The 26,021-nt window shown below is 70.3% G+C and carries 23 protein-coding genes, 2 tRNA genes and 1 pseudogene; 10 read left to right on the top strand and 16 right to left on the bottom strand.

Annotated elements, in window-relative coordinates:
• Positions 1–2: 2 nt before the first annotated feature.
• From ACFVIU_RS08680 to ACFVIU_RS08665, 4 genes are all read right to left on the bottom strand, one after another.
• Positions 3–458 (bottom strand): copper chaperone PCu(A)C, encoded by a 456-nt coding sequence (locus tag ACFVIU_RS08680; RefSeq protein ID WP_385841479.1) that lies wholly within the window; start codon positions 456–458, stop codon positions 3–5.
• Entirely contained in the window at positions 455–1,111 is a 657-nt protein-coding gene (locus tag ACFVIU_RS08675; RefSeq protein WP_385841478.1) for an SCO family protein, read from the bottom strand. Before ACFVIU_RS08675 ends, ACFVIU_RS08680 begins: the two co-directional genes overlap by 4 nt.
• A gap of 152 nt (positions 1,112–1,263) precedes the next feature.
• Positions 1,264–1,968, bottom strand: a complete 705-nt coding sequence (locus tag ACFVIU_RS08670; protein ID WP_385841477.1) for a YcnI family protein — start codon at positions 1,966–1,968, stop codon at positions 1,264–1,266.
• A 104-nt stretch (positions 1,969–2,072) separates the two neighbouring features.
• The gene (locus ACFVIU_RS08665) at positions 2,073–2,924 is read right to left on the bottom strand and encodes a hypothetical protein (protein WP_385841476.1); all 852 of its coding nucleotides are present in this window, start codon (positions 2,922–2,924) and stop codon (positions 2,073–2,075) included.
• A gap of 197 nt (positions 2,925–3,121) precedes the next feature.
• Here ACFVIU_RS08665 and ACFVIU_RS08660 point away from each other — a divergent pair, with 197 nt between their 5' ends.
• Entirely contained in the window at positions 3,122–3,568 is a 447-nt protein-coding gene (locus ACFVIU_RS08660; protein WP_385841475.1) for an ATP-binding protein, read from the top strand.
• A 22-nt stretch (positions 3,569–3,590) separates the two neighbouring features.
• Here ACFVIU_RS08660 and ACFVIU_RS08655 read toward each other — a convergent pair whose 3' ends face one another.
• The 3 genes from ACFVIU_RS08655 to ACFVIU_RS08645 all read right to left on the bottom strand — a co-directional run bounded on the left by ACFVIU_RS08655 (position 3,591) and on the right by ACFVIU_RS08645 (position 8,053).
• Positions 3,591–4,955 (bottom strand): PLP-dependent aminotransferase family protein, encoded by a 1,365-nt coding sequence (locus tag ACFVIU_RS08655; RefSeq protein WP_385841474.1) that lies wholly within the window; start codon positions 4,953–4,955, stop codon positions 3,591–3,593.
• A gap of 66 nt (positions 4,956–5,021) precedes the next feature.
• A complete protein-coding gene (locus ACFVIU_RS08650; protein WP_385841473.1) occupies positions 5,022–6,506 on the bottom strand; it encodes an aminopeptidase P family protein in 1,485 nt (494 codons plus the stop codon).
• 146 nt (positions 6,507–6,652) lie between these two features.
• Positions 6,653–8,053: a PP2C family protein-serine/threonine phosphatase gene (locus ACFVIU_RS08645; RefSeq protein WP_385841472.1), complete on the bottom strand. Its 1,401-nt coding sequence runs from the start codon at positions 8,051–8,053 to the stop codon at positions 6,653–6,655.
• Positions 8,054–8,695: 642 nt separating this feature from the next.
• On the opposite strand from ACFVIU_RS08645, the gene ACFVIU_RS08640 reads away from it, so the two are divergent.
• Together ACFVIU_RS08640 and ACFVIU_RS08635 are read left to right on the top strand one after the other, a co-directional pair.
• On the top strand, positions 8,696–9,370 hold the full coding sequence (locus ACFVIU_RS08640; protein ID WP_385841471.1) for a bifunctional DNA primase/polymerase: 675 nt from the start codon (positions 8,696–8,698) through the stop codon (positions 9,368–9,370).
• Between the two features lie 55 nt (positions 9,371–9,425).
• On the top strand, positions 9,426–10,064 hold the full coding sequence (locus tag ACFVIU_RS08635; RefSeq protein ID WP_385841470.1) for a hypothetical protein: 639 nt from the start codon (positions 9,426–9,428) through the stop codon (positions 10,062–10,064).
• 243 nt (positions 10,065–10,307) lie between these two features.
• Here ACFVIU_RS08635 and ACFVIU_RS08630 read toward each other — a convergent pair whose 3' ends face one another.
• From ACFVIU_RS08630 to ACFVIU_RS08620, 3 genes are all read right to left on the bottom strand, one after another.
• A complete protein-coding gene (locus ACFVIU_RS08630) occupies positions 10,308–11,273 on the bottom strand; it encodes a DUF5926 family protein (RefSeq protein WP_385841469.1) in 966 nt (321 codons plus the stop codon).
• 195 nt (positions 11,274–11,468) lie between these two features.
• On the bottom strand, positions 11,469–12,131 hold the full coding sequence (locus tag ACFVIU_RS08625; RefSeq protein ID WP_385841467.1) for an ATP-binding protein: 663 nt from the start codon (positions 12,129–12,131) through the stop codon (positions 11,469–11,471).
• A 209-nt stretch (positions 12,132–12,340) separates the two neighbouring features.
• Positions 12,341–13,168, bottom strand: a complete 828-nt coding sequence (locus tag ACFVIU_RS08620; RefSeq protein ID WP_385841466.1) for a glycerophosphodiester phosphodiesterase — start codon at positions 13,166–13,168, stop codon at positions 12,341–12,343.
• Positions 13,169–13,436: 268 nt separating this feature from the next.
• On the opposite strand from ACFVIU_RS08620, the gene ACFVIU_RS08615 reads away from it, so the two are divergent.
• Positions 13,437–15,086 (top strand): S1C family serine protease, encoded by a 1,650-nt coding sequence (locus ACFVIU_RS08615; protein ID WP_385841465.1) that lies wholly within the window; start codon positions 13,437–13,439, stop codon positions 15,084–15,086.
• 82 nt (positions 15,087–15,168) lie between these two features.
• A tRNA-Ser gene (locus tag ACFVIU_RS08610) sits at positions 15,169–15,255 on the top strand.
• Positions 15,256–16,197: 942 nt separating this feature from the next.
• On the opposite strand, the gene ACFVIU_RS08605 is transcribed toward ACFVIU_RS08610, so the two are convergent.
• The 3 genes from ACFVIU_RS08605 to ACFVIU_RS08595 all read right to left on the bottom strand — a co-directional run bounded on the left by ACFVIU_RS08605 (position 16,198) and on the right by ACFVIU_RS08595 (position 18,013).
• Positions 16,198–17,034 carry a protein kinase gene (locus ACFVIU_RS08605; RefSeq protein ID WP_385841464.1) on the bottom strand — a complete coding sequence of 279 codons (837 nt, stop codon included), beginning with the start codon at positions 17,032–17,034 and terminating at the stop codon, positions 16,198–16,200.
• A 68-nt stretch (positions 17,035–17,102) separates the two neighbouring features.
• The gene (locus ACFVIU_RS08600; RefSeq protein WP_385841462.1) at positions 17,103–17,546 is read right to left on the bottom strand and encodes a glycine-rich domain-containing protein; all 444 of its coding nucleotides are present in this window, start codon (positions 17,544–17,546) and stop codon (positions 17,103–17,105) included.
• 236 nt (positions 17,547–17,782) lie between these two features.
• A complete protein-coding gene (locus ACFVIU_RS08595; protein WP_385841461.1) occupies positions 17,783–18,013 on the bottom strand; it encodes a hypothetical protein in 231 nt (76 codons plus the stop codon).
• A 119-nt stretch (positions 18,014–18,132) separates the two neighbouring features.
• On the opposite strand from ACFVIU_RS08595, the gene ACFVIU_RS08590 reads away from it, so the two are divergent.
• From ACFVIU_RS08590 to ACFVIU_RS08575, 4 genes and pseudogenes are all read left to right on the top strand, one after another.
• The gene (locus tag ACFVIU_RS08590; protein WP_385841460.1) at positions 18,133–18,879 is read left to right on the top strand and encodes an XRE family transcriptional regulator; all 747 of its coding nucleotides are present in this window, start codon (positions 18,133–18,135) and stop codon (positions 18,877–18,879) included.
• A gap of 2 nt (positions 18,880–18,881) precedes the next feature.
• Entirely contained in the window at positions 18,882–19,352 is a 471-nt protein-coding gene (locus ACFVIU_RS08585) for an NUDIX domain-containing protein (protein ID WP_385841458.1), read from the top strand.
• Positions 19,353–19,742: 390 nt separating this feature from the next.
• Positions 19,743–20,462, top strand: coding sequence for a pentapeptide repeat-containing protein (locus ACFVIU_RS08580; RefSeq protein ID WP_385841457.1), 720 nt, complete (start codon positions 19,743–19,745; stop codon positions 20,460–20,462).
• 385 nt (positions 20,463–20,847) lie between these two features.
• Positions 20,848–21,658, top strand: a pseudogene (locus tag ACFVIU_RS08575) (IS5 family transposase).
• A gap of 25 nt (positions 21,659–21,683) precedes the next feature.
• On the opposite strand, the gene ACFVIU_RS08570 reads toward ACFVIU_RS08575, so the two are convergent.
• Together ACFVIU_RS08570 and ACFVIU_RS08565 are read right to left on the bottom strand one after the other, a co-directional pair.
• On the bottom strand, positions 21,684–21,869 hold the full coding sequence (locus ACFVIU_RS08570) for a hypothetical protein (RefSeq protein ID WP_385841456.1): 186 nt from the start codon (positions 21,867–21,869) through the stop codon (positions 21,684–21,686).
• A complete protein-coding gene (locus ACFVIU_RS08565; RefSeq protein WP_385841454.1) occupies positions 21,857–23,599 on the bottom strand; it encodes an amidohydrolase in 1,743 nt (580 codons plus the stop codon). Before ACFVIU_RS08565 ends, ACFVIU_RS08570 begins: the two co-directional genes overlap by 13 nt.
• A gap of 1,146 nt (positions 23,600–24,745) precedes the next feature.
• Between ACFVIU_RS08565 and ACFVIU_RS08560 the strand changes: the two genes are divergently transcribed.
• Positions 24,746–24,832 (top strand) — tRNA-Ser (locus ACFVIU_RS08560).
• Between the two features lie 90 nt (positions 24,833–24,922).
• Here the strand turns inward: ACFVIU_RS08560 and ACFVIU_RS08555 are convergent.
• Positions 24,923–25,795, bottom strand: coding sequence for a bifunctional DNA primase/polymerase (locus ACFVIU_RS08555; protein WP_385841453.1), 873 nt, complete (start codon positions 25,793–25,795; stop codon positions 24,923–24,925).
• Positions 25,796–26,021: the final 226 nt, after the last annotated feature.

The raw sequence follows: 26,021 nt of genomic DNA, 5'->3' as shown, positions 1-26,021 counted from the left end.
CCTCAGTGGCCGGTCGGTGGGTGGTACGTGGCGGACTTCACCGGCATCTCGACCGTCAGGGGCCCTGATTCGGCGAAGGTCAGCTTTACGGCGACCGTCTGGCCCTGCCTGGGCGCGCGCTTCAGCTTCTCGAACATCAGGTGGTTGCCACCGCTTTTGAACACGAGTTGACCATGGGCGGGTATGGCGAAGGAGGTCTGCTCCGCCATGGCGCCGCCGACGGTGCTGTGCATGGTGACCTGGCCGGCCACCTCGCTGGTGACCGAGGTCAGCCGGTCGTCCGCCCCGCCCTTGTTGGTGATGGTCAGGAACCCGGCGGCCATGTCGGCGGAGACCGGCTGGGGCATGTAGGGCCCGCTCACCGACAGTTCGGCCTTCGCGGAGTCCGAGCCCGAGCAGCCGGTGAGGATCAGGGCACCGGCGAGCGCGGCCGGTGCGAGAACGGCGCGGCGCCTCACGGCTTGGCCCCCTTGACGAGCTTGGGCAGGTCCTTGGTGTAGTCGTCGACGGTGGCGCTCTCGCCGTAGAGGACGTACCCGGCGTCGGTCTTCGGGGAGAAGGCGATGACCTGGGTGCCGTGGACGGAGACGGTCTTGCCGTTCTTGTCCTTGGTGGTCGGCTCCACGGAGATGCCGAGGGAGCGGGCGCCGGCCTGGACGGTGGCGAAGTCACCGGTCAGACCGATGAACTGGGGGTCGATGCCCTTGAGCCACTTGCCCAGCTCGGCGGGGGTGTCGCGGCCGGGGTCGGTGGTGACGAAGACGACCCGGAGGTCGTCCTGCTCGGCCTTGGGCAGCGCCTTCTTGGCGACGGCGATGTTGCTCATCGTGGTGGGGCAGATGTCCGGGCAGTGCGTGTAGCCGAAGTAGACCAGGGTCGGGTGGCCCTTGGTCTCCTTGCGGAGGTCGTACTTATGGCCGTGGGTGTCGGTGAGGACCAGGTCCGGCTTGGTGAACGGCTGGTCGAGGACGGTGGCGGCCTTGCCCGAGCCGGAATCCGCCGAGACGACGGTGACCGGTGACGCGGTGTCGTTCCCGCTGCCGCAGGCGGTCAGGGTCAGGGTGGCGGCGGCGAGCAGGGTGGCGGCCGCGGCGAACGTCTTCTTGCGCATAGAGAAATGTCCCAGATGTGTGAACTCCGGCGCGCACCGGGGTCGTACGACGGGCCCTGCCTGGTCGTACGACGGGCATGACCTGGTCGTGCGACCGGCACGACCAGGCAGGGCGGGCGGGTACGGCCCCGGTGCGCGGTCCGGAAGGGAGGCTAGGCGGAGCGGCGGCGGCCGGCGAGGACGCCGTACGCCACGCCCGCGGCGCCGATGACGATGCCCGCCACGCCGAGCACGCGGGCGGTGGTGTCGGTGTCGTCCGAGGTGGTCGCGGCGGCCACGTTCTCGGTCCGGCCGGCGACGGTCGTGCCGTGGTGGTCGTCGGCCGCGGCGGACAGCTCCAGCACCGGGGCCGGGTTCTCCGGCTCGGCCTGGCCCTGCTGCGGCACCTCGATCCAGCGGACGACCTCCTTGTCGGAGTACGTCTGGACCGCCTTGAACACCAGCTGGTCGGTGTTCTCGGGCAGCGCGCCGAGGGAGAGCGGGAACTTCTGGAAGTAGCCGGGCTGGATGCCCTTGCCGTCGGCGGTCCAGGTGACCTTGGTGACGGCCTCGGCGATCTTCTCGCCGTGCAGGGTCAGCGGCTTGTCCAGCTTGGACTTGGTGACCTGCACGGTCCAGCCGGGCAGCGGCTCGGGCATGGCCGAGGCCAGCGGGTGGTCGGCCGGGAGAGTCACCTCGAGCTTGGTGGTGGAGGCGTTGTCGCGCTCGTTGGGGACCTTGAAGTCCACGACCGCGAAACCGCCCTTGGCCGCGGGCCCCTCGGGCTGCACGGAGACATGGGCGAAGGCCGGGGCGGCGAGCGCGAGGACGGCGGTGCCCGCGACGGCAGCGGCGGCGGTGATACGGGAAGCCTTCATGGCAGGGAGTACTCCACTGGGAGAGGTGCTGAGGAGAGGTACGCGTGCGCGTGCCGCGCGACGGCGGCCTCTCCCCGGCAGCGGGGCGGAGTGCTCGCGTCGCGTCAGGCGGCGAGAAGGAAGGCGGCGGCGGGCGGGCCGCGCCGGATCACCGTGTGCTGGAGCGCGGTGGTGTGCGGGGCGGGCACCGCGTCCTGGTCGGTACGACGTGCGCGCGGGCCGGGCCCGGCGGTGGGCAGCAGACCCGCACACAGGGCGTGCGCCAGCGCGAGCGCCGCGCGCAGGGATCGTACGAGCGCCCCCTCGGCGACTCCGTGCGCCGACAGCTCGATCAGCCGCAGCAGGGCGAGATCGCCCCGGCGCAGCAGCCAGCCCGTGGTGACGGCCGCGAGGAGGTGGCCGAGCAGCATCGGCAGCGAGGGCAGCAGGGAGGCGGAGGCTCCGGCGGCGTCGTACGCGTGCGGCAGGGCGCCGGACGCGGCCGGGGGCCGGGCGGAGCGGTCGATCAGGTGCGCGTTCAGCAGCAGCCGGTAGGCGTGCCCGGGGGTGAGCGCGGTGGGGCTCGATCCGCACACCAGCCGGGCGGCCTGCTCGACCAGTGCGGCGCCGCTCGACGCGGAGCCGCGGGAGCCCGCCACGGCCGACCCCATGGGCATCGAGCCCATGGACATCGCGGTGCCGTGCTGGCCCAGCCCGAACAGCGTGTGCAGCACGGTCTGGCCGAGCGCGAGCAGCGCGGCGATGCCCGGCAGCGAGCGGGCCCGCCCGGCGAGCGGGGCCACCAGCAGCAGCGCGCCGAGGAAGCCCGCCCCGAGCGTCCACAGCGGCACCCGCGCACAGGAGGCCAGGGTGTGCCCGGCCGCGGCCAGCACGACGCAGACCGCGGCGAACACCGCGGCCCGCAGCAACCGGAGGCCGGCTCCGGGGCGCGCTGTGCGGGGGTGGGGGGCAGTCATGGCGGGGTCATCATCCCACTGCCTTCGGCGTCGTCGTACGGCAGGGCACGGCAGCGGTGTCCGACGCGCCCCTCATACACCGGTTCCTCCCCGCGCGCATCGGCCGAATGGGCGGACTCACGTCAACAGCGTGCTTACACCCCCTTACGGACGGCAATACGTATCGGTATGTCGAGCCGCGGCCAGGAGGCTGGAGCATGAGCATCTGGTGGTCACTCCATCTGCGGCGCGAGGCCGCGAGCGTGCCGCTGGCCCGGCGCCTGCTGCTCGGCACCATGGAGACGGCGGGCGTCGACCCGGAGATCTCCTACGACCTGTCCGTCGCCCTCAGCGAGGCCTGCGCGAACGCCGTCGAGCACGGCGGGGGCACCGTGCGGGGCGGCGCCTCGGAGGCGTACCGGGTGACCGCGTACCTCGACGGCGAGAAGTGCCGGATCGAAGTGGCCGATTCCGGTCCCGGTCTCGGGGGTGTGCAGGAGATCCGCCCGGCCCGCACGGACGCCGAGCACGGCCGGGGTCTCGGGCTGATCCGGGAGCTGGCGGACCACGTCCACATCGCCGCGCGACCGGGCCGCCGCGGGACGGTGGTCAGCTTCGACAAGATGCTCAAGTGGACGAAGGACCCGTCCCTGCTGACGGCCTGACACCTGGACCGCGTCGGCCGGCTCAGGCCTCCAGTACCTTCGCCAGCGCCTCCAGCGCCTCCGGGTAGGCCCGCTCGCGCGGGGTGCCGTAGCCGATGACCAGCCCCTGGGGGCGGTCCGGGGCGGGGGTGTGCCAGTGGTCGCCGAGGGCGCCGACGGCCAGGCCCGCCGTCTCCGCGCGGGCCAGCACCTCCGCCTCGTCGGGCACGTCGATCAGCGCGTGCAGCCCGGCCGCGATCCCCCGCACGCCCCGCCGCGCCCCCAGCCGGTCCAGGAGCTGGTCCCGGCGGCGCCGGTAGCGCAGCCGGCACGCGCGCACGTGCCGGTCGTAGGCGTGGCTGTCGATCAGCTCGGCGAGGGCGAGCTGGCCGATGGTCTCGGTGTGCAGGTCGGTGTGGAGCTTGGCGTCGGCGACCGCGTCGACCAGGTGCGGCGGCAGCACCATCCAGCCGAGGCGCAGGGCGGGGCCGAGCGTCTTGGAGGCGGTGCCGAGGTAGACCGTCCGGTTCGGTGCCATGCCCTGGAGCGCGCCGACCGGCTGACGGTCGTAGCGGAACTCGCCGTCGTAGTCGTCCTCCACGATCAGTCCGTCGTGCGCGCGTGCCCAGTCGCCGAGCGCGCGGCGCCGCTCCGGGTGCAGGGTCACCCCGGTCGGGTACTGGTGGGCCGGGGTGACCACCACGGCCCGTGCCTCGCCCAGCTCCTCGGGGCGCACCCCGCGCGCGTCGACCGGCACCGGGTGCACCGGGGAGCCGTTGCGCCGGACGACCTCCCGGTGGAAGGGCAGCCCCGGGTCCTCCATGGCGACGGTGGCGCCGTCCAGCACGCGCGTGAGGAGCGCGAGCCCCTGCACGTATCCGGAGGTGATGACGATCCGCTCGGGGGGCGCGATGACCCCGCGCGCCCGGCCCAGATAGCCGGACAGGGCGGTGCGCAGTTCGACCCGGCCGCGCGGGTCGCCGTAGTCGTACGCCAGTGAGGGCGCCGTCGCGATCGCGCGGCGCAGGGCGCGCAGCCAGGCCGCGGCCGGGAACGCGCCGACGTCCGGGCTGCCGGGGCGCAGGTCGAAACGGGGGGCGTGGCTGCGGGTCGCCGTGCCGGGTGTCACCGACTCCACGGTCGGCAGCTCGGCGACCCGGGTGCCGGAGCCCTGCCGCGCCGTCAGATAGCCCTCCGCGACGAGCTGGTCGTACGCCGCCTTCGCGGTGCCGCGCGAGACCCCGAGGTCGGTGGCGAGCCGCCGGGTGGCCGGCAGCCGGGTGCCGGGGGCGAGCCGGCCGTCCCGTACGGCGTCCCTGAGTGCCCGCTCCAGCCCGGCTCTGCGGCCGTCCGCGGCGTCGGGTTCGAGATGCAGGTCCACACCGACGCTCGACCAGAAGTCGTCCATGAAAGCCTCCCCCTAGGCATGTCAATGGCCGGGCACCTTCCCGGTACCCGGCCATTGAATCTCAGATCAGCCCTTCAGCGACGCCATCCATGCCTCGACCTCGTCGGAGCGGCGCGGCAGACCGGCCGAAAGGTTTCGGTTGCCGTCCTCGGTGACGAGGATGTCGTCCTCGATCCGGACGCCGATGCCCCGGTACTCCTCGGGGACGGTCAGGTCGTCGGCCTGGAAGTACAGACCCGGCTCGACGGTGAGGACCATGCCCGGCTCCAGCGTGCCCTCGACGTACGTCTCGGTCCGCGCGGCCGCGCAGTCGTGGACGTCCATGCCGAGCATGTGGCCGGTGCCGTGCAGGGTCCAGCGGCGCTGGAGGCCCAGCTCCAGGACGCGCTCCACCGGGCCCTCGACCAGGCCCCACTCGACCAGCTTCTCGGTGAGCACCCGCTGGGCGGCGTCGTGGAAGTCGCGGAACTTGGCGCCCGGCTGCACGGCCGCGATACCGGCCTCCTGGGCCTCGTACACGGCGTCGTAGATCTTCTTCTGGATCTCGCTGTACGTGCCGTCGACCGGCAGCGTGCGCGTGACGTCGGCGGTGTAGAGGGTGTGCGTCTCCACGCCCGCGTCCAGCAGCAGCAGGTCGCCGGAGCGGACCGGGCCGTCGTTGCGGACCCAGTGCAGGGTGCAGGCGTGCGGGCCGGCGGCGCAGATGGAGCCGTAACCGACGTCGTTGCCCTCCACGCGCGCGCGGAGGAAGAAGGTGCCCTCGATGTAGCGCTCGCTGGTCGCCTCGGCCTTGTCCAGGACCTTCACGACGTCCTCGAAGCCGCGGACCGTCGAGTCGACGGCCTTCTGGAGCTCGCCGATCTCGAACTCGTCCTTGACCAGCCGCATCTCGGAGAGGAAGACGCGCAGCTCCTCGTCGCGCTCGGCGGTGACCTTGTCGGTCAGGGCGGCCTCGATGCCGGCGTCGTGGCCGCGCACCACGCGGACCGGGCCGGTGGCCTCGCGCAGCGCGCCGGCCAGCTCGCGCACATCGGCGGCGGGGATGCCGTAGAGCGCCTCGGACTCGGTGAGGGAGTGGCGGCGGCCGACCCACAGCTCGCCCTGGCCGGACAGCCAGAACTCGCCGTTCTCGCGGTCGGAGCGGGGCAGCAGGTAGATCGTCTCCTGGTGGCCCTCGTCCTTCGGCTCCAGCACCAGGACGCCGTCCTCGGTCTGGTTGCCGGTGAGGTACGCGTACTCGACCGAGGCGCGGAAGGGGTACTCCGTGTCGTTCGAGCGGGTCTTCAGGTTGCCCGCCGGGATCACCAGGCGCTCGCCCGGGAAGCGGGCGGAGAGTGCGGCGCGGCGGCGCGCGGTCTCGGCGGCCTGCGGGATCGGCTCCAGGTCACGCAGCTCGGTGTCGGCCCAGCCGGACTTCATGTTCTCGGCCAGCTCGTCGGAGACGCCCGGGTACAGGCCGTTCTTCCGCTGCTTGATGGGCTCCTCGGACTCGGTCTCGGGGCCCTCCGCGGTAGCGGAGTCGGGCACAGCCGGGTTGAGCTCGTCGGACACGTGATCCTCCTCGATACGCCTGATGATCTCCCCCGGGCCCGCGACGCTCCTGCTTGTGGCCGAGCGGGGACCCCCATCATCGTACGGTCGTATCCGTGGCGGGACAGGGTCGGATGACCTGTTATGCCCGGTCATCGCAGGTGGGCTCAGTCGAAGCGGGCCGCCAGCAGGACCACGTCCTCCTCGCTCTCGGCCGCGTCCAGGCCGTCCGGCAGGACGGTGCGCAGGACGTGGTCGGCGACCGCGGCCGGATCGTGGCGGGCCGCGCGCGGCACGCTCGCGGCGGCGGCGTGCAGCCGGGTGAAGGCGCGGTCCACGGGGTCACCGGTACGGTGCAGCAGCCCGTCGGTGTAGAACAGCACCGTCTCGCCGGGCTGGGCCTCGATCTCCACGCTGGGCGCCTCCCAGCAGGCCAGCATGCCGAGCGGCGCGGAGACGGAGGTCTCGGCGAACTCGGTGCGCCGCTCGCCGATCAGCAGCGGCGGGCTGTGCCCGGCACCGGCCAGGGTGATCCTGCGCAGGGCGGGCTCGCAGTAGGCGAACAGGGCGGTGGCCGACCGGGCGGGCTCGGTCAGCCGCAGCAGCAGCTCCAGGTCGGACAGGACGGCGACCGGGTCCTCGCCCTCCATCACGGCGTACGCGCGCAGGCTGGCGCGCAGCCGGCCCATGGCGGCCACGGCGCTCGGCCCGGAGCCGGTGACCGAGCCGACGGCCAGGCCGAGGGCGGCGTCGGGCAGCGGCAGCGCGTCGTACCAGTCGCCGCCGCCGCGCGGGCCGGTACGGTGCCGGGCGGCGAGCTGGACGCCGGCCACCCGGGGCAGCCGGGAGGGCAGCAGTTCCTCGGTGAGGGTCGCCACGCGCGCGCGTGCGCGTTCCACCTCCACCAGGCGGGCCAGGTGCTCCGCCGCGTGGCGCAGGTAGAGGCGGGCCAGGTGGCGCCGGCGCTCGTGCGGTTCGGCGGGTTCGTCGTAGAGCCAGACGGCGGCGCCGAGGCGGCCGGCACAGTCGCCGGCGAGGGGCAGGGCGTAGCTGGCGGCGTAGCCGAGGCGGGCGGCGACCTCGCGGTGGCGCGGGTCGAGGCCGTCCTCGGCGAACAGGTCGGCGTGGACCGTCTCGCCGGCGGCGGTGGTGTCGTACGGCAGGGCGCCGTGCGGAACGGTCTCGATGTGGCCGAGGTCGGCGCGGCCGAGGCCGAGGCCGAGGGTGGTGCGGGGGCCGAGTCCGTCGCCCGGTTCCAGGACGACCAGGCCGCGGCGGGCGCCGACGAGGGCGGCTCCGGCGCGCAGCAGTTCGTGGAGGGCGGGGTCGAGCGCGTGGGTGCGGGAGAGGCGCTCGGTGAGTTCGTGCAGGGTCGTGAGGTCCGAGACCCAGCCGGCCAGCCGGTCCTGGAGGAGGGTGCCGGGAGCGGGGGTGTTCGGGGCGGGGACCGCGGGTCCGCCCGGGACGGGGGTGGTCCCCGAGGTGTGAGAGGTCGGCGCGACAGTCTGTGCGGGTGGGGGAAGAGTGGGATCGATTCCGGCCACTTTCGGAGGGTGCGGGGCGTTCATGGCGTCCGGCTCTCAGACCGGTGCGTATTGCTGAAAAGCATCGCAAACCCCCATGTCATTCTGCGCCGCTAGCAGTGTCTCCACATGTACACGCACTCGTGAGGGGATGTCCAGCATTGTCCTGCGAGGATTCCTGGTGTCCGTGAGCCGGGTGGGGTTTTGGCAGCGCTTTTCCCGAACCCCTTGCCTTACTGGCAAGTTGGCTAAAAACTGCCTTAGGTATCGCCTGATTGCGGTCGACTGGGCTCGCTCCACGGAGCGTCACAGCGGTCGTGATGGGTACGTACTCGGAGAAGGCCAGGGGTGGTTGGGGGCCACCCGGAACCTGGCGACGGACCCGGGCGTCATAGCCACCGACGGCCGAGCCCCATCCTCCCGTGGCGGAGGCGGAGAGAACCACGCGCGACGGCAAAACGCCAGACTTCGCCACCCCCAGGCCGCACCCGCTCTGCTGATGGACGCACCATGGACCCCATGGGCCCCGCCACGGACGCGGACGCGGCCCGTGCTCGACCCCTTGGGGTTCCCCCTGCCGGACGCGGGGGCGTGATGCGCCAACAGGTACGCACAGTGAAGTGATCGACACATGTTGTGATGTGGACCACGGTGTTGCCAGCGGTGCAACGGAAAGGACGAGCGCTCATGCGCGAGATCCCCGGAAGGCGACGCAGGCTCCTGTCCAGGCGGAACAGGCGGAACGACGGGAGCACCGAGCTGATCGGCGCGGCCCTGACCTTCGCGACCGGGTGGCAGTGGCCCGTACTCCCGGGCGTGGGCCCGGACCCCGAGGGGCGCGGCCGGTGCGGCTGCCCCGACCCCGAGTGCACGGTTCCCGGTGCGCACCCCTTCGACCCGGGTCTGCTCGCGGCCACCACGGACGAGCGCATGGTGCGCTGGTGGTGGACCAACCGGCCCGCCGCGCCGATCGTCCTGGCCACCGGCGGCAAGGCGCCCTGCGCGGTGAGCCTGCCGGCGCTCGCCGCCGCCCGCGCCCTGACCCAGCTCGACCGCCGGGGCATGCGCCTCGGCCCGGTGGTGGCCTCGCCGACCCGCTGGGCGCTGCTGGTCAAGCCGTACTCCCTGGAGCAGCTGGGCGAGCTGCTGTACGCCAAGGACTTCGTCCCCGGCTCGCTGCGCTTCCACGGCGAGGGCGGCTATCTCGCCCTGCCGCCGTCCGAGACCGGCCAGGGCGCCGTCCGCTGGGAGCGGGCCCCGCTGCCGGGTTCGGCCGCGCCCTGGGTGCCGGATGTGGAGGCCGTGGTGGACGCCGTGGTCGACGCCCTCACTCGTACGGGTGTGAGCGCGCCCGAGTTGTAGGAGTGTCCGGCGCGCGGGGGACGGCCGGGACCCGCCTGCTCTGTATCGTCCGCTCATGCTGCATCGCTCCGGGGGCCGCCCCGCACACTCCCCGGACCCCCGAAGGATCCGGCTGCTCGCCCTGGTGGGCGTGTCGCTGGCCGCGGTCGTGCTGCCGCTGGCCGTGGCGTCCGCCGGGCAGGTGGGCGACGCGGGGCCGTCAGCCGTACGGACGTCTCCGCGGCCCGCGCCGAGCGGCGCGGGCGGACGGCAGGCGGGCCCCGAGGGGGACGCCAAGCGCTCCTCGGCCGGTGCCCGTGCTCCCCGGCTGCTCGGCCTCGGCCTGGCCACCGCCGCGCGCTGCGGTCCGGAACTCAGCTCGCCCGAGGGTGTCGAGGCGCAGACCTGTGTGCTGACCCAGGGCAGCGACACCTGGGCGCGCACCTACTACCGCAACGCCACCGGGGCGGCGCTGGACTCCGTGCTGAGCCTGATGGGGCCGGGCGGCCGCAGCATCGAGACGCGCTGTGCCATGGGCGCCGACGACGAGCCCGCCACCTGCGAGACGCCCCGCGAACCCAGCAGGGGCGCGCCCGACGCGTATACGGCCGTCACGGAGTTCGCCGAGCCGGGGGCCGACGGCGAGCTGCTGCTGCGCTCGGGCAGCAACGCGGCGGTCGGGGACGGCAACACGGAAGGGCCCGGCGGGAGTTGACATCCGGGGGCCGGACGGCCGGCGGACGCGGGCATGGAAAGGCCCGGTTGCTGGCGACGGGGGATGCACCAGCAACCGGGCTACTGGAACGGTAACAAGAGATCGCCCGTTCGCAAATTCCTGCCGGGGCATTCGGCCATCGAATTCGCCCTCAAGGAGGGGAGTTGTGACAGGAGTCACCCGTTCCGCCGCCCGGGGCCGGGGCTGACCGACCGGTCAGCCGCGACCCCGCCGCGTGGCCCGTCAGCTGAGCGTGACCTGCCGGTTGGTCAGTCCGCCGCGCGCCCGGCGCTCGTCCGCGGTGAGCGGTTCCGTCACCGCGAGGGCGGCGGCGAGCCGCTCGGCGAACTCGGCGGCCGGCTTCTCCACATCGTCGGCACCGACCCCGCTCGGCAGGTCCCACACCGGCACGGTGAGGCCGTGAGCACGGAAGGAGCCCACGAGCCGGGTCCCCTCGCCGAGGCCGGAGCGGCCCGCCGCGTGCAGCCGCGCGAGAGCGTCCAGAAGCTGCTCCTCCGGGTGCGGCATGACCCAGCGCAGGTGGTTCTTCTCCGGGGTCTCGCACCAGTAGGCGGCGTCCACGCCGGACAGCTTCGCCGTCGGGATGGCGGCGGAGTTGGCACGCTCCAGCGAGGCGGCCACCTCCGGGGCGGCGTTCTCCGCGTCCGGCACCCAGAACTCGAAGCCGCTGTGCACGACCGGCTCCAACGGGGCCTCGAGGTCCAGCAGGTCCTGGAGCCGTGGACCGTCGGCCGGGGCGCGGCGGCCCTGCACCGGGGTGCCGGGCTGCGCCACGAGCGCCCGCTGGAGGGTGTCGGCGAGGTCGCGGCTGATGTCGCCGGACGCCGTGTCGTTCTGGAGGCCGATCAGGACCGAGCCGTCGTCGCGGCGCAGCGCGGGCCAGGCCATCGGCAGCACCGTGGCGAGCGTGACCGACGGGACGTCCTCGGGCAGGCCCTCCTTGAGGGTCAGTCCGGCCGTCGCCGCCGGGACCAGCTCGCGCAGCGCGACCCAGTCGCACTCGCCCGGCAGTCCCTCGAACGGGCGGTGCACCAGCTCGGTCGCGGCCTGGGCCGCCGCCCGGCCGTGGCACGCCTTGTAGCGCCGGCCGCTGCCGCACGGGCAGGGCTCGCGGGCACCGACGACCGGGATCTCACCGTCCGTGAGCTGCGGACGCTGGGCCTTCGTCTGGGGTCGCTTCTTGGCCATCGTGGGTGTCTCCCGGTTACGGCTCAACTCGTACGGGCGCGAGCCTAGCCGCTGCGGCCATGACCGACGGGAACCTGTGGACAACCCACGGGCGTTCGAGGCCGGTGGTGTGAACTTGTGGACGGCGCGGACGGCTCCGGCGCCGTGCCGTAGCGGTCTGCGGCACCGGTCTTCTGTGGCGGTCTGCCGTAGTGGTCAGTCGAGGTCGTCGAAAGCCGCGGCGAAGTCCAGTCCGGTCAGATCCGGCAATGTGTGTTCGGCCAGGTCCGGCAGCGCGGGCGCGGTGACGCGCGTAGCGAAACCGTCACGGCGGCACCGGGCGTCGGGATCGTGGACGTCCGCGTGGACCACCACCCAGACCGTCACCTCGCCCTGGATGTCGTCGCGTACACCCCAGTCGTCGGCGAGGGCCGTGATGATGTTCAGTCCGCGGCCGCCGTGCGCGGTCACCGAAGGGGTGGCCGGCGCCGGGCGGGTCGGGCCGCCGCCGTCCGTGACCTCCACGATGAGCCGGCCCCGGGCGTCCACCCGCCAGGCGGCGAGGACCGCGCCGTCCCCGGCCGGTGCGTCGTTCAGCGGGCGCCCGTGTTTGCAGGCATTGCTGAGCAGTTCCGAAAGGATCAGTACGGCATCGTCGATGACCGATTCCGCCACGCCGCCGTTGCGCAGCTGCGCGCGCATCCGATGCCGCGCCTTCCCCACGCCCGCAGGGCCATGGGGTACGGCCATGCTCGACGACGTGGGCACCTCCTGTGCGACCACCAACGCCACCCCCGAGACCTCCTTTGCCCCACGCCACGGTGTGGATGCCCCATTGGCCTGTACCGGAAACCGGCCAATCCTCTTCCGGTGACGCATTCGAAACGGCCGTACACGGAGCGAACGCGCCGGAGCACTCCCTGTGACAGGAACTCTGTTTCTGGTCTCGTCTGACGGGATTTCAGTGGCTGGATTTCGACGGCTATGGCCGAGACCGGAGAATTCAGGACACGCACAGCCGGGTCAAGGGGCGTGCACAGCTCTTTACCGGTCTCTTTACGTCACACCCCGCCGCGCGGGGTGCGCGGTCAGCGGCCCAGCCGGTCCAGCACCGCGCGCGGGCGGTTGGTGATGATGGCGTCGATGCCCAGCTCGACGCAGAGGTCGACGTCCTCGGGCTCGTTCACGGTCCAGACGTGTACCTGGTGGCCGTTGCGCTTCAGCCGCTCCACATAGGCGGGGTACTTGCGCACGATGCGGATCGAGGGGCCGGCGATCCGTACGCCCGCCGGAAGGCGTCCGTCGCGCAGTCGCGGCGAGAGGAACTGCACCAGATAGACCGTCGGGAGGGTCGGCGCGGCGGCACGCACGCGATGCAGCGAGCGCGCCGAGAAGCTCATGATCCGCACCGGGGACTCGGCGGCGCTGGCCGGCGCGTCCAGGCCGAACCGCTTCAGCAGCGTCAGCAGCCGCTCCTCCACCTGGCCCGCCCAGCGGGTGGGGTGCTTGGTCTCGATCGCCAGCTCCACCCGGCGCCCGGCATCGGAGACCAGCTCCAGCAGCCGCTCCAGGGTGAGGACGGAGGTCTCGGCCGGGTCCTCCGGCGGATGCTCCCAGTCGGGCTCCTCGTCCCGGCCGCGCCAGGCCTCCCGGGTCTTCCAGGAGCCGAAGTCCAGGGCGGCGAGATCGGCCAGCTCCAGCGCCGAGACGGCGCCGCGGCCGTTGGAGGTGCGGTTCACCCGCCGGTCGTGCACACAGACCAGATGGCCGTCCGCGGTCAGCCGGACGTCGCACTCGAGGGCGTCGGCGCCGTCCTCGATCGCCTTCTTGTAGGCGGCCAGGGTGTGTTCGGGGGCGTCCTCCGAGGCCCCGCGGTGGGCGACGACCTGGGGGGAGCGCTGTGGTGCTTCGGTCACCGCGTCATGGTGCCACCGTCGCCGGGTACGTGTGGCGGCGAGGACGCGACCGTGGGGCGAACGGGGATGTACGCCCTGCCGTTTTATGTAACTTTTGCGGTAAAGATCCCATATAAAGAGAGGTCCCGGACCCACAGGCACCGCTTATGGTGCTCTGACGGCCCGTGGGAAAAGCTGACTGCATACAAGAAGACAGACCATGCGCAGCCGCATCCGAGTGTGACCGAGCGCGACCGAGGAAAACAGCCGTGGATCGAGGAGAAGAGCTGTGAGCACCGAGAACGAGGGCAACGAGGTACCCGCGGCCCCGTCCGCACCTCCCGTGCCGGTGGCCTCTCCCCACACCTCCCCGCAGGGCGCCGCGCCATCCGCCCCGGAGGCCCCCGCCCCCGGCGGCCCCGAGGGGAACGCGCCGACGGCGCCGCTTCCGCCGGTGCCGGCCGAGGCACCCACCGCGCCGCCCCAGCCGAGCGCGCCGCCGGCCGCCGCCGCGGAGTCCGCCGCGCAGCAGACGCGGGCGCAGGCCCCGATGCCGACCGCCGAGGCGCCTTCCGGGCCGTCCGGCGCCCCGCATGCCTCCGGACCGGCCCCCGACGGCTCCTGGCCGCCGCCCGCCCCGCCCGCCGGTCCGGGCTACAGCGGTGCCGCAGGCTTCGGCAGCGGCGGGTACGGCGGCGGTGAGGGCGGCGCCGGCGGCATGGGTCCCGGTGGGACGGGTCCGGGTGGCATGGGTCCCGGTGGCGCCGGTCCCGGCGGCTGGGGCGCGACGTACGAGCCGCCCGCCCCCAAGCCGCGCAGCGGCCGTGGCGGACTGGTCGCCGCGGTGCTGGTGGCCGCGCTGGTCGCCGGCGGGCTGGGCGGCGGTATCGGCTACACCCTGGCCCGGAACCACGACGACCACGGCTCCACCACCATCTCCTCCTCCGACAGCAGCGCCACCCAGGTCAAGCGGGCCCCCGGCACCGTCGCCAACGTGGCCGCCCGGGCCCTGCCCAGCACGGTCACCATCGAGGCCGAGGGCAGCAACGGCGAGGGCGGCACCGGCACGGGCTTCGTCTTCGACACCCAGGGCCACATCGTCACCAACAACCACGTGGTGGCGGACGCGCTCAACGGCGGCAAGCTGACCGCGACCTTCCCGAACGGCAGGAAGTACGACGCCGAGGTCGTCGGGCACGCCCAGGGGTACGACGTGGCGGTCGTCAAGCTCAAGAACCCCCCGTCCGACCTCAAGCCGCTGGCCCTCGGCGACTCCGACAAGGTGGCGGTCGGCGACGAGACCATCGCGATCGGCGCCCCCTTCGGCCTGTCCAACACGGTGACGACGGGCATCATCAGCGCCAAGAACCGCCCGGTGGCCTCCAGCGACGGCAGCGCCACGAGCAAGGCCTCCTACATGAGCGCGCTCCAGACGGACGCGTCCATCAACCCCGGCAACTCCGGCGGGCCCCTGCTGGACGCCTCGGGCGCGGTGATCGGCATCAACTCCGCGATCCAGTCCACGAGCGGCGGCGGCCTCGGCGGCTCGGGCCAGTCCGGCTCGATCGGCCTGGGCTTCGCCATCCCGATCAACCAGGCCAAGTACGTCGCCCAGCAGCTGATCAAGACCGGTGTGCCGGTGTACGCCAAGATCGGCGCCTCCGTCTCCCTGGAGGATTCGACCGACGGCGCGAAGATCACCGACCAGGGCACCTCCGGTTCCGCCGCGGTGGAGCCGGGCGGCCCGGCGGCCCAGGCCGGCCTGAAGCCCGGCGACGTGATCACCAAGCTGGACGACTCGGTGATCGACAGCGGCCCGACCCTGATCGGCGAGATCTGGACCCACAAGCCCGGCGACAGGGTCACGATCACCTACAAGCGGGGCGGCCAGGAGCACACGGCGGTGGTGACGCTGGGCTCCCGCAAGGGCGACAACTGACGCTCGCACAGCCCGGCCTCGCCCGCCGCCGCCCGCGCGGGGCCGGTACGCTATACCCGCTCCGCCCCGGTGGGCGGCGCGGGGAGGCGTGCCCGAGCGGCCGAAGGGAACGGTCTTGAAAACCGTCGTGGCAGCGATGTCACCGTGGGTTCAAATCCCACCGCCTCCGCAGAGGTCGTAGAAGCGCAGTTCACAAGGGGTGTCCCTCGATGAGGGGCGCCCCTTCTGCATGGGGTCCGTCTCACCTTGATCCGGCCCTGTCGCCTTGTGGATCAGTGTGTGTGGACCAGGCGTGGACCAGATCGGGCACTCTTCTGTTCCTCGGTCAAGGCGGCCCGCCTTCGGCGGGCCGCGGGGGGGGGGGGGGGGCGCGCCGGCCCCCGCGCCCCCCGACCCCCCCCCCCCCCCCCCCCCCCCCCCCCCCGCCCCGCGCCCCCCCGCCCCGCGGAGCCGCGCCCGCCGCCCGCCCCCCCCCCCGCGCGCCCCCCCGCGCCCCCCCCCCGCCCCCCGCCCCCCGGCGGCGGGCCCCCCCCCCCCCCCCCGCCGCTCCTGTCTCCGCCCCGCTCCGGCGGCCCCCACCCGCTCAGCGCGCAGCATCGCCGAAGCGGTCGACCGGACCAGAAAGCACCCCGAGCGCTCCGAGCACCAGGACCAGGGCGACGCACTCCCAGCTGGGCCATGCCTCCCAAGTGCTCGCCACTTCAAAGCCGTATGGGCCGCCAAGCCGTAGTCCAGGACGTGTTGCTCCGCCGTGTCGGCAGCGGCCAGGCAGGGTCGTGGCGCGGCCCGTGACGCATGGACGAAGCGTGGCTGAGGTCGGCACGGGGTTGCTGGAAACACACGTGACGGGTGCTCGATCGGCGCACCCGCCGTCGTGGCTGACTTTCCCGGGCTCAGGTCAGGACCCCTCTCAAATCGACAACAAGAAGCCGGGGTTGCACCCGAGTTCGAGCACGCCAACCACCCCGGTACCATCGGCACCGGGGTCCTGATCAGGGCTTCCGCGACCGGATCACCCGGAATGCTGTCCAGGCTGAGGGGTGGTCCGGTCTTTCTTGTTACTGGTCCTCGCTGTGAGATGCGCCGTCGGGCAGCGTCGGCACTGCCGGGTTCAGCTCAGAGCCTTGCCGACCTCGTAGATCGTTGGCCTGTCCTCGGGAGCGTGGCTGAGCATGGCCTCGATCAGCTCGCCCAGTTCCCCCGGCATCCGGACGGATCGACGCTTGCCGGCTGCTACGGCCCTTCGCTGGACGGGGCGCGGTGCGTCGTCCGGGTACTCGACTGCCCGCCAGCCCGTGGCTGAGAGGAGCAGTGAGGCACCGAGCGCGTAGACATCCGCTTCCTGCGTGGGCTCAGCCTCTCCGGTCGCCAGCACGCTACGCGCGATCTCCGGCGCTTCGTAGTGGACCAGGCAGCCGCGGAACGGGAAGTCGTGACCCTCGGGAACATGCCGGCCGTGCGCGAGCGCCAGGTCGATGAGGTGGGTCCGCTCCGGCCCGATGATGAAGTGCGCGGGCTGCACGTCGCCGTGCGCCCAGCCCTGGGAGTGCAGTTCGGCCAACGCTTCCACGCAGCCGAGAGCCACACCGGTGTGCGGCAGGATGCGCGAGTCGGGCTTTCGGCAGGGCTCCCACAGCTGGTACAGGTCCGGCCCCTCGCGCCACGGCTGGAAGTTCCAGGTACCGCCTTCCCACTCGCCGTACGCGAAGTCATGGAAGCCGAGCCGGTGCAGTACGGCGCCTTCGCGCGCGGGGGCGAGCGCAGTCCATGGCTGCGCCGGCCACTCGGCCGTCGCCTTGATGGGATAGCCGACCTTCACGGCGTAGTGGCCCCGATGACTCTCGACCTCCCAGACCATGGAACCCCGGCGGTTGAGAACCAGGCGCTGAGCCGTGGGCATGAGGGCATCGAGCACGACGATCGGCAGTTCAGGGGGTGTCCCGAACAACGTCTGTTCTCCTTCCGGGCGACGCGGCCGACCCCGTAGGGAGGCCAGCCGCGCCGCTGCTGTCGTCGCTATGCCTGACCGTACGGTCGGCCGCAGTCCGCGTCGCACTGCGCGAGGTTCGCGCCGTCCACGGTCCAGAGGTCGTCGAAGACCATGAACCCGGCCGCCTTCATCGCGTGCGCGGACGCGGCGACCGCCTTCGGGTCACGGGGACCGCCGCCCGGCTTGGGGTTGTGGTGGAGGAAGCGGCCGGCGAACCGCTCGCACAGGTCGGCGTAGTCCTTGGTGTGGAGGATGAGGGCGTGGAGACCGAGGTCCACGTCCTCCGAGGGGACCATGGGAACGGTCGCCGTCGCTGCGGTGACCAGGAAGGCCACCGCCTGGTCCGCGATCCGCTCGGCGCGCTCGCGCGGCTGTCCGTTGTGGACGACCACGAAGTGCGCCAGGCTGTCGAACAGTTCCTCACCAGCCAGGGAGCGACCGGTCCTCTGGTCATTGGCCGTTGCTGTCATGCGAGTACTCCTTGAGTGTCGCTGTGCTCTGGCACGTGCACCCGCATCGGTTGCCGAGGTGTCGACCCCGGACCACCGCGGGGCTTGGAAGGCCGCCTCCGAACGGAGGGAGTGGCATCCCGCTCGGGGGCGGCCGGTCTACTGGCTGGTACCGAGGGCAATACCGATCACCAGGCCACAGGACCCGCTGATCATGATGATGAAGAGGACTCCCGCGTACCGGCCGATGGCGCGCATCACAGGCCGTCCCGGCTGTTGCCGTTCTTGATGGCGAGGCGGGCGCTCAGTTCCTCCCGCGCCGTCGGCGCCACCACATCGCTCGGCAGGGCATCCCACTCGGTGCCGCCGCCGATGGGCCTTATCTGCACCCGGGCGCCGACCTCGTCCATGACGACGCCAATCCGTCCACTGGCGGTGTCCTTCGCCAGTTCGCCGATGCCTGGTCTGGTCTGCTGGTTGCTCGCCATGGGCACGAGCATCCTGCCGCTCGTCAGGACACCGGAACCTCCGACAAACCCCACTTTGGGACGTCCCGCGTCGGGTAGAACGTCCCTAGTGCCGTCCCCGGGTGTTGGGAGAGATTGGGATGCCGAACGAGAGGCTACGTGCTGCCATGGCGGCCGGCGGTTGGACGTACACCGCCCTCGCGGACAAGGTCGAAGTCGATCCCAAGTCCGTCGAACGATGGGTGAATCTGGGCCGTACGCCGCGCCGCGCCACGGCCATGCTGGCAGCGGAAACGCTAGGAGAAGATGTGCACGCTCTTTGGCCTGCCCTTCGGCAGGCGCGTCCTGCCCGCGCCGTCAGTCCGGAACTTGTGGCGCTCTACGACCAGCGGGCCGACATCCCCGTGTCCGCATTCGTGGACATGCTGACGCAGGCCCGCGAGCACATCGACGTCTTGGTGTATGCCGCAGTCTTCCTGCACGAGGCGTACCCGCGTCTCAATGACCTGTTGCGAGAGCGAGCTGCCGACGGGTGCGCAGTCCGCATCGCGGTCGGCGACCCCGACAGTACGAATGTTCAGCAGCGCGGCAAGGAAGAGAAGTTCGGACACGGAATCGAGTCCCGTTGCCGACTCGCGCTCATGCACTATCGCCCTCTTGCCGGGGTACCGGGCATCGAGGTGCGGACCCATGCCACCACGCTCTACAACTCGATCTACCGTGCGGATGACCAGGCGCTGGTCAATGCCCATGTGTGGGGTGTGAACGCCTACGGTGCTCCCGTGTGGCACCTTCGGCGCAACGGAGCCGGCGGCATGTTCGACACCTACGCCCACAGCTTCGACGCTGTGTGGGAGACCGCGACGCCGGTAAGCGAAGAAGGGTGACCATGGCACGGACCGAGTACTACGACGACCCCGAGGCACCGCAGCCGAACAGCATGGTGGTCGCCGCGTCCGCCGTGGTCACCGACGACGAGGGGCGCGTGCTCCTTCAGCGGCGCCGGGACAACGATCTCTGGGCGCTCCCCGGTGGCGGCATGGAGATGACCGACTCACTGCCGGGGACGGCCGTCCGCGAGGTGAAGGAGGAGACGGGCCTGGACGTGGAGATCACCGGGCTCGTGGGCACCTACACCGACCCTCGCCACATCATCGCCTACTCGGACGGCGAGGTGCGCAGACAGTTCAACGTCTGCTTCACCGCCCGCGTGGTCGGCGGCCGGCTCGCGATCTCGGACGAGTCCACGGAACTGCGGTTCGTCCAGCCGGAGGAAATTGATCAACTGCCGATGCACCATACGCAGCGGCTCCGGATCCGTCACTTCGTGGAGCACCGGGAGCAGCCCTACCTCGGCTGATCTTCCAGCTTGCTGCCCCTGCTTCAGATCGGCTTTGCGTAGGCGCTCCCAGCCATTGGCTCTGGTCCAAATCAGGCGGGCGATGGGCTGTTCGCACAGTGAGCTGTTGACAGCAACGGACCATGACCTCAACTTCTTGGTTTCACAACACATCGCCTCGCCCAACTTCCTTATTCAATTATTTCAGCCTCAACGGCTGGGGGCTTTAGCACTCCAATTGCGATCACGGACTGCCGGGCGTAAGAAGGATGCGAGGGGATAGACCGGACTCAGCCAGCCTCGCGGTCGGTTGAGGCAACTAGCTGCGCTTCACGTCGAGTGATGTGCCGACGCTTTATGTAGCGTAACTCACATAGATATCAAAAACATGCGGGCAAGGGGTGTATTCACGTGCCTGCATCTGGCCCCTGGCAATGGCTCCTTGTTGGCACGCTCCTCGTTCTCGGAATGCTCTTTGCTGCGGACGCTTGGAGGCTGGCAGTCCATCAGACAGAAAAGGGCTCAAAGATCGGGGTTCTATCTGCTATTGGTGGAGGTCTTATCACGGGCTTGTCGGTGGGACTTGCAACGCTCATGTTGCAGGCTTCGTTCGATGCCTCGACGAGGTACGCGACATGGAGAGCAGATGTTGAGGCCGCCGAAAGCATCCCGGGATTTTCACCGGGTAATCGCGACATTCGAGGAATCAACTTTAGTGGGAAGTCCCTGTTTGACGCCGACTTCACCAATGCGGACCTTCGCGGCTCCCAATTGAGGGACACTAAGCTCTACGGCGCGCTGTTCGACAGGGCGCATATGGGCGGAGCCAACCTGGTAGGAGCAGACATGGAGGCGTCGAGTTTCGACCACACCGATTTGAGGGGAGCGCTACTGCAGAGCGCTAATCTAACTCACGCGAAGATGGTCGAAACTCCGCAAGAACTCGCCGGAGCGCAGGTGAATGCCCGCACATGCTGGCCCAAAGGAATTTCGCTACAAATGCTCAAAGAAGTAAAAGTGCGAAATTTCACAAACAAAGAAGGTGTTGTGATTACTGCCCAGCAGGATAAAAGGGAGGACGGGATCGCAGGCGGGGAGGTTGCTCCTCATTGCCATTTGATGGAACGGTGAGATCGCACAGTTATTTCTGGCCTGCGCCCTAGCGGTCTGGCGTACTCGCCGGGGGGCGGCAAGCCCCCGCTCCAGCGAGCGGGCAGTGCGGAAATCCCCGGCGCAATAAGCCAACGCATTCGGCCACTCCGGCGCCCCCGCCTTCTCGGTTCCTGCGGAGGACCACAGTGCCGTTTCCGCGAGTGCCCAATCCAAAGCGCATCCCCCCAATACCCGCCGAGGGTACGTCGAGGATGACTACGGTAACTGGGTGTACAGGGTGTGGGAGTGCTGATAGGCCGCTAGCCAGGGGGCCCCGGCTCTCCTGGCTAACAACGGCTAACACAATGAGGTGGATCGGCGTTGATGGCCGTTTCTGGAGCTGGAGTTGAGCGTTCGGTCCGGTGTGGGGACATCGCCGTGGATCGTGTCGGATGAACTGTGGGATCGCCTGGAGCCGCTGCTGCCGCAGCGCGAACGGCGCTTCCGGTACCCGGGCCGCAAGGCCTTACCGGACCGGGAGTGCTGTGCGGGATCCTGTATGTGCTCCACACCGGCATCCAGTGGGAGTACCTCCCGAAGGAGCTGGGCTTCGGCTCGGGCATGACCTGCTGGCGACGCTTGCGGGTCTGGAACGAGGCTGGCGTCTGGCAACGACTGCACGAGGTCCTGCTGGCCGAACTGAACGCAGCCTCTCGGCTGGACTGGTCCCGCTGCGTGGTCGACTCCTCCCACGTCAGGGCCCTAAAAGGGGGAGCCACACGGGCCCCTCGCCGGTCGACCGAGGCCGGGCCGGCTCGAAGCACCACCTGATCACCGACGGGCACGGCACCCCGCTCGCCGTCCTGCTGACCGGTGGCAACCGCAACGACGTCACCCAGCTCCTGCCCCTGCTCGACGCGATCCCGCCCGTCCGCGGCCGTATCGGACGGCCCCGCCGCAAACCCGACTCGCTCTTCGCCGACCGCGGCTACGACCACGACATCTACCGCGAGCAGGTCCGCGACCGCGGCATCGTGCCGGCCATCGCCCGCCGCGGAACACGACACGGCACCGGACTGGGCACCTACCGGTGGGTAATCGAGCGGAGTTTCGCGTGGCTGCACGGCTTCCGGCGCCTGAGGATCCGCTGGGAACGCCGAGCCGACATCCACGAAGCGTTCCTCAAACTCGCCTGCTGCCTGATCACCCACCGACAACTCAGCTCATTGTGTTAGCCGTTGTTAGGCAGTTTCGTTTGGATCAGCGGGCGGACCAGAGGAAGATGCCGGTGATGTGGAGTGCGCCCAGGTGGATGGTCGCCGTCTTCTCGTAGCGGGTCGCGATGCTACGCCACTGATTGAGGCGGTTGATGCACCGCTCGACGGTGTTCCATTGTCCGCTGCCGGAGCTGTGCGGGTCGGCGAGAGGGAGTGTCAGTAGGGCCATTCCGGGGCCTTGTAGACGGCCTCTCCAGCGACATAGGTGGCGAGCACCTTCACCTCTCTGAGGTCTTCTGCGGACGTGTTCTCGTCAAGCTTCTTGTTGAGGACCACGAAATCAGCGGCATGGCCCGAGACCAGGCTGCGGTCACCCCATCCGCCGGCCTGGGCAGAACCCGTTGTATAGGCGTCGAGGGCGTCCGTAAAGGACAGCTTCTCTTTCTCCGGCTCAAGGGGAGGAAGGTCGGGATCCTCCGGCGATTTCCGTGTCATGGCGACATAGATGCCCCCGAGCGGATCCACATTCCCTTTCGGCCACTTCTGCGTCCCGGACATGGAGCTGACCGGCCAGTCGGATCCCCCAGCCAGAATCGCACCTTTCTGCCGCAGGCTATTGAAGCGGTACATTCTCTTTGCTCGCACCGGTCCGAGTGCCTTGACGTTGTACTGCTCCATCTGTTGCCCTCCGCAGGCCCAGGACGGCTGAATGCTGGCGAACGCGATGCCTGCGAAACGTGCGAGATCGTTATCGGTGACGAGCTGCAGGTGTGCTATCTGGTGATGGGACGCCAATGTCCCCTTGACGGCGGTGAGCACTTTGAGAGCTTGTTCGACCGCCGCGTCGCCTATCGCGTGGAAATGGGTGGAGAGACCCATTTTGGCGAGGCCTCCGACAATTTCCCGGAGGGACTCTTCCTTATAGTGGAGCGTCCCACAATCCCCTGGCACCTGAGTTTTCATGGCGTACGGTTCCAGCAGTGCCGCAGTCCAGTTCTCCACGATCCCGTCAAGATATATCTTGACCGAGTCCGCAATGATGTGAGTCGAGTCCTGCAGACCATTTCTGGCCGCACACAGGTCGGCGATCTGATCCTTGACCGGCCGCTCGTCGAACGGATTCCAGAAGAAGGCGCACGTGGCCCGGCCCTTCAATGTCCCGTTGGCGAGTGCTGTGCGGTAGGTGTCGGCCTGGCCGCCAGGCGTGTAGACGATCCCCGCGTCCTGCCAGCCCGTGATACCGCGACGGAACAGCACCTCGTTCTGGGCATAGGTGAATACCCTCTGGACCAGCTTCTCATCGGGCACGGGGGATGGGCAGGAGTCCTTCACGTAGTTGGTGGCCCACTCGTGCAGGGTCCCGCTGGGGCGCCCGGAACTGTCCCGCTCGATCCATCCACCGATGACGTCGCGGTCGCTCTCGGGGAGAGCCGCCTTGTCCAGCGCGATGCTGTTCAGCCAAGCGGCGTGACCGTCGCGAAGACCGAGGAACGCCGGCCTGTCCGGCACCCACCTGTCCAGTATCTCGCGCGTCGGCCATCTCCTACCACTCTGCGGGTCGAAGAAGGCTTCCACGGCCCAGCCACTTCCAGCCACCCAGTCGTTCTCGGCTTGCCTGCTCGTATCCCTGTGGGTCACCGCCCATTTCTTGATGAGAGTTTCGTATTCGGCAGGTTCGACCGTCCCGCGGAGATCACATTCACCGCCGACCTCCGCCCAACCGCCTCCCATGAGGTGCAGGTGTGAGTCGTGGAAGCCCGGAATGATCGTGTAACCCTTCAGGTTGAGCCAGTCGCTTTCTCCAGGGCCACTCCACAGGGCGCAGGAAACTATCTTTCCGTTGCTCACCTGGAGAATTCCGCTTCCGTACCACCCGGTTCGCTCCGCATTATTGGGGTTCCTGCTCGACCCGGTGTAAATCGCTGCGTTTACGAACGTCGTAGCCTCGCCATTGCTCATATCGAACCCCTCGCCTGGCGGCGTAGTGAGCCTGTTCCCCGTGGCCGAGACGGTTCCTTTCTCGGCGGCACTCTTCTTCCAGCTTAAAAGATGAACCCGAATGGACCAACAAGGCGGAGGGGAATCACCCGAACGACGTAGCAGAGCAGGCACTCCAAGGAGGTGAACGCTATTATACGCGTCTATTGTCAAGCCAGTTCTCGGGCTTCCGTGAGAGGATGGCTGCCGCTGCAAGCTGAAATACTGGACACGCCTTACAGCACGCCGAGCAGGGCGTTGTCCTCCCACTGGTCGACGACCGCGAGGTAGCCGGCGAGGACCTTGGAGTGGGGGCCCATCCGCCTTGCTTGCCGATGACGATCTGGTCGTGGCCCTTCAGGCGGGAGGCGGTGGCGAGGCTGCGGCGGGGGGCTATGGCCGGTGAAGGGGGTCTCGATCCCGGCCCTCTCGCCGGCGCGGGTGACGATGTCGCCGATGGACTCGGGCGTCAGGCCGCCCCCCAGGACGGTGTGCCAGAGGTCGTGCAGGCGGCGCCAGACGTAGCCGTCCGGGTCGGTGAGGCCGGCGGCCTCCTTCCACGCCTGCCACGCGCGGACCGGGCAGATCGAGGGCCGGGAGCTGTGGGGGACGGGACGACGCGGGGGCGGACCTTGGACACACGCAGATCGGCTGGATGCCGCTGGGGGTTTCTGCGTGTGTAAGGACGTCCGATCGGATCTGCGTCATGGGGATCACGGCGGGTGTGAATGTGCAGGTCAGTTGGGGGCCTAGCCGGTGGCACCGTCCGGAGCCGACGGCAACCCTGACGGCAACGACGGCACACGGACACCGTTGATCACGATCGTCAGCGATCAGTCGGGAGTAAGGCGCAGCCCCCGCCCCACGGCCTGCCCGATCCTACGGATCAGAAGGTGCAGCGCTGTCCAGGCTCCGCCACCACGGGCGGTGGACCTAGGGAGGACGGATTCGGCCGGCGCGGCAGTAGGCTTCTGCGGTGTCGGGCAAGAACTGCGGGCGATCCAAGGGTCGCCCCTGATGGATCTTGGGCCGGGTCCGAGCCAGTGGACCCCGCGTGGACCACAGCCCCCGCGCGAGGTCCTTGGCCGATATGCCATACCTGTTCCGTTCCTGGTGAACGAGGTGGAAGGCGGCGTGCCCGAGCGGCCGAAGGGAACGGTCTTGAAAACCGTCGTGGCAGCGATGTCACCGTGGGTTCAAATCCCACCGCCTCCGCAGAGGTCATAGAAGCGCAGCTCAGAAGGGGCGCCCCGGCATCAGGGGCGCCCCTTTCTGCGTTCAGCTCCGCTCACTAGCGGGAGTGGATCAAGGCCGGTGTCCCGTCATCCGGGCCGCCGAGGCGATTGTTGCGCGGGCTTCCTGTTCGGAGAGGCCTGTGCGGCGGGCTGCTTCTGTGAGGGGGGTGGCCAGGGTGGGGCCGAGGCCGTTTTCGTAGGCGCGGCAGGCTGCCCAGAAGAGGCGGGTGTTGCGCTGGCCCTCGTGTGCGGAGAGGACGAAGGCGATCAGGCCGTGGCCCTGGCCGTACGCATGGCCGGCGCCGCCGGAGGCGGGGTGCGGTGGGGGCAGGAGGAGCCGGAGCAGGGAGGGCGGGCAGGGCGCCGGAGGCAGTCTTCCGGTGCCGGGGGCGGTGGTGTAGACGCCGTGGTCGGTGCGGGAGCCGGGGCCGACCAGATAGCCGCCGGCGCCGCGGATGTCGATGCCGGGGGCGAGCCGGCCGGCCGAGTTGGGGACGACGGTGTCGGCCGGGCCGGTGAGCCACAGATGGCGGCCGCCGCTCGGGGTGAGGACGACGACCGTCTCCGGGATCGTGAAGAGGTGCCGCAGGGCCAGCTCGCGCAGGGCGGCCGAGGAGTCGGTGCCGGACTTGGTGTCCAGGTCGACGCCGATCAGGTGGTACGGCGGGAGTCCGCAGGCGATGCCGTAGCCGGTGGCCCAGGGGGCGGCGGCGAACATCTCGCGGATCCGGGCGGGGTCGGTGGAGGCGTCGTACACCCCGTGGCCGAAGCGGCCGCAGGCACCGTGGCAGGGCGGTGCCGCGGGGACGGGGTCGTGGCGGTGCGGGGAGCGCAGGGCCGGGAGCTTCGTCCGGGACAGGGGGATGACGGCCAGGCCGTGCTCGGCGGCGGACAGGGCGTGGGCGAGGGCCAGCGTCGTGGCCTGCCGGTCGGTGGTGGCCATGGATCGATGGTCGTACATGCGTTCGAAAAAGGGAAGGGTGGCCGGCGGGGACACGCCGGGGGCGGGGGGAATGGCCGGAATGACGCAGGAACGGTTCCCCTCTTGTCGTGATTGCGGGGTGAACATCCCCGTCGAGCCGGAGTACGGCGGGAAGTGCCCAAAAATGGCGATACAGGTTTATCGACTTGTCCTCACGCTTGCGTGCGAATAGCGGCTTCCGTGGTGG

This window comes from Streptomyces sp. NPDC127190, from assembly GCF_042672505.1.
In the GTDB taxonomy this organism is placed as follows: domain Bacteria; phylum Actinomycetota; class Actinomycetes; order Streptomycetales; family Streptomycetaceae; genus Streptomyces.
The sequence above is the reverse complement of the archived record's forward strand: the minus strand, read 5'-3'. Positions and strand labels throughout refer to the sequence as shown.

Excerpts from the sequence above, each read along its gene's own strand:
- ACFVIU_RS08585 (WP_385841458.1), top strand. The coding sequence starts at position 18,882 with ATGGCACGGACCGAGTACTACGACGACCCCGAGGCACCGCAGCCGAAC.
- ACFVIU_RS08570 (WP_385841456.1), bottom strand. The coding sequence starts at position 21,869 with ATGGCCCTACTGACACTCCCTCTCGCCGACCCGCACAGCTCCGGCAGC.
- ACFVIU_RS08555 (WP_385841453.1), bottom strand. The coding sequence starts at position 25,795 with ATGGCCACCACCGACCGGCAGGCCACGACGCTGGCCCTCGCCCACGCC.
- ACFVIU_RS08590 (WP_385841460.1), top strand. The coding sequence starts at position 18,133 with ATGCCGAACGAGAGGCTACGTGCTGCCATGGCGGCCGGCGGTTGGACG.
- ACFVIU_RS08645 (WP_385841472.1), bottom strand. The coding sequence starts at position 8,053 with ATGAACGCCCCGCACCCTCCGAAAGTGGCCGGAATCGATCCCACTCTT.
- ACFVIU_RS08640 (WP_385841471.1), top strand. The coding sequence starts at position 8,696 with ATGCGCGAGATCCCCGGAAGGCGACGCAGGCTCCTGTCCAGGCGGAAC.
- ACFVIU_RS08675 (WP_385841478.1), bottom strand. The coding sequence starts at position 1,111 with ATGCGCAAGAAGACGTTCGCCGCGGCCGCCACCCTGCTCGCCGCCGCC.
- ACFVIU_RS08600 (WP_385841462.1), bottom strand. The coding sequence starts at position 17,546 with ATGACAGCAACGGCCAATGACCAGAGGACCGGTCGCTCCCTGGCTGGT.
- ACFVIU_RS08665 (WP_385841476.1), bottom strand. The coding sequence starts at position 2,924 with ATGACTGCCCCCCACCCCCGCACAGCGCGCCCCGGAGCCGGCCTCCGG.
- ACFVIU_RS08595 (WP_385841461.1), bottom strand. The coding sequence starts at position 18,013 with ATGGCGAGCAACCAGCAGACCAGACCAGGCATCGGCGAACTGGCGAAG.
- ACFVIU_RS08670 (WP_385841477.1), bottom strand. The coding sequence starts at position 1,968 with ATGAAGGCTTCCCGTATCACCGCCGCCGCTGCCGTCGCGGGCACCGCC.
- ACFVIU_RS08660 (WP_385841475.1), top strand. The coding sequence starts at position 3,122 with ATGAGCATCTGGTGGTCACTCCATCTGCGGCGCGAGGCCGCGAGCGTG.
- ACFVIU_RS08635 (WP_385841470.1), top strand. The coding sequence starts at position 9,426 with ATGCTGCATCGCTCCGGGGGCCGCCCCGCACACTCCCCGGACCCCCGA.
- ACFVIU_RS08565 (WP_385841454.1), bottom strand. The coding sequence starts at position 23,599 with ATGAGCAATGGCGAGGCTACGACGTTCGTAAACGCAGCGATTTACACC.
- ACFVIU_RS08625 (WP_385841467.1), bottom strand. The coding sequence starts at position 12,131 with ATGCGTCACCGGAAGAGGATTGGCCGGTTTCCGGTACAGGCCAATGGG.
- ACFVIU_RS08655 (WP_385841474.1), bottom strand. The coding sequence starts at position 4,955 with ATGGACGACTTCTGGTCGAGCGTCGGTGTGGACCTGCATCTCGAACCC.
- ACFVIU_RS08630 (WP_385841469.1), bottom strand. The coding sequence starts at position 11,273 with ATGGCCAAGAAGCGACCCCAGACGAAGGCCCAGCGTCCGCAGCTCACG.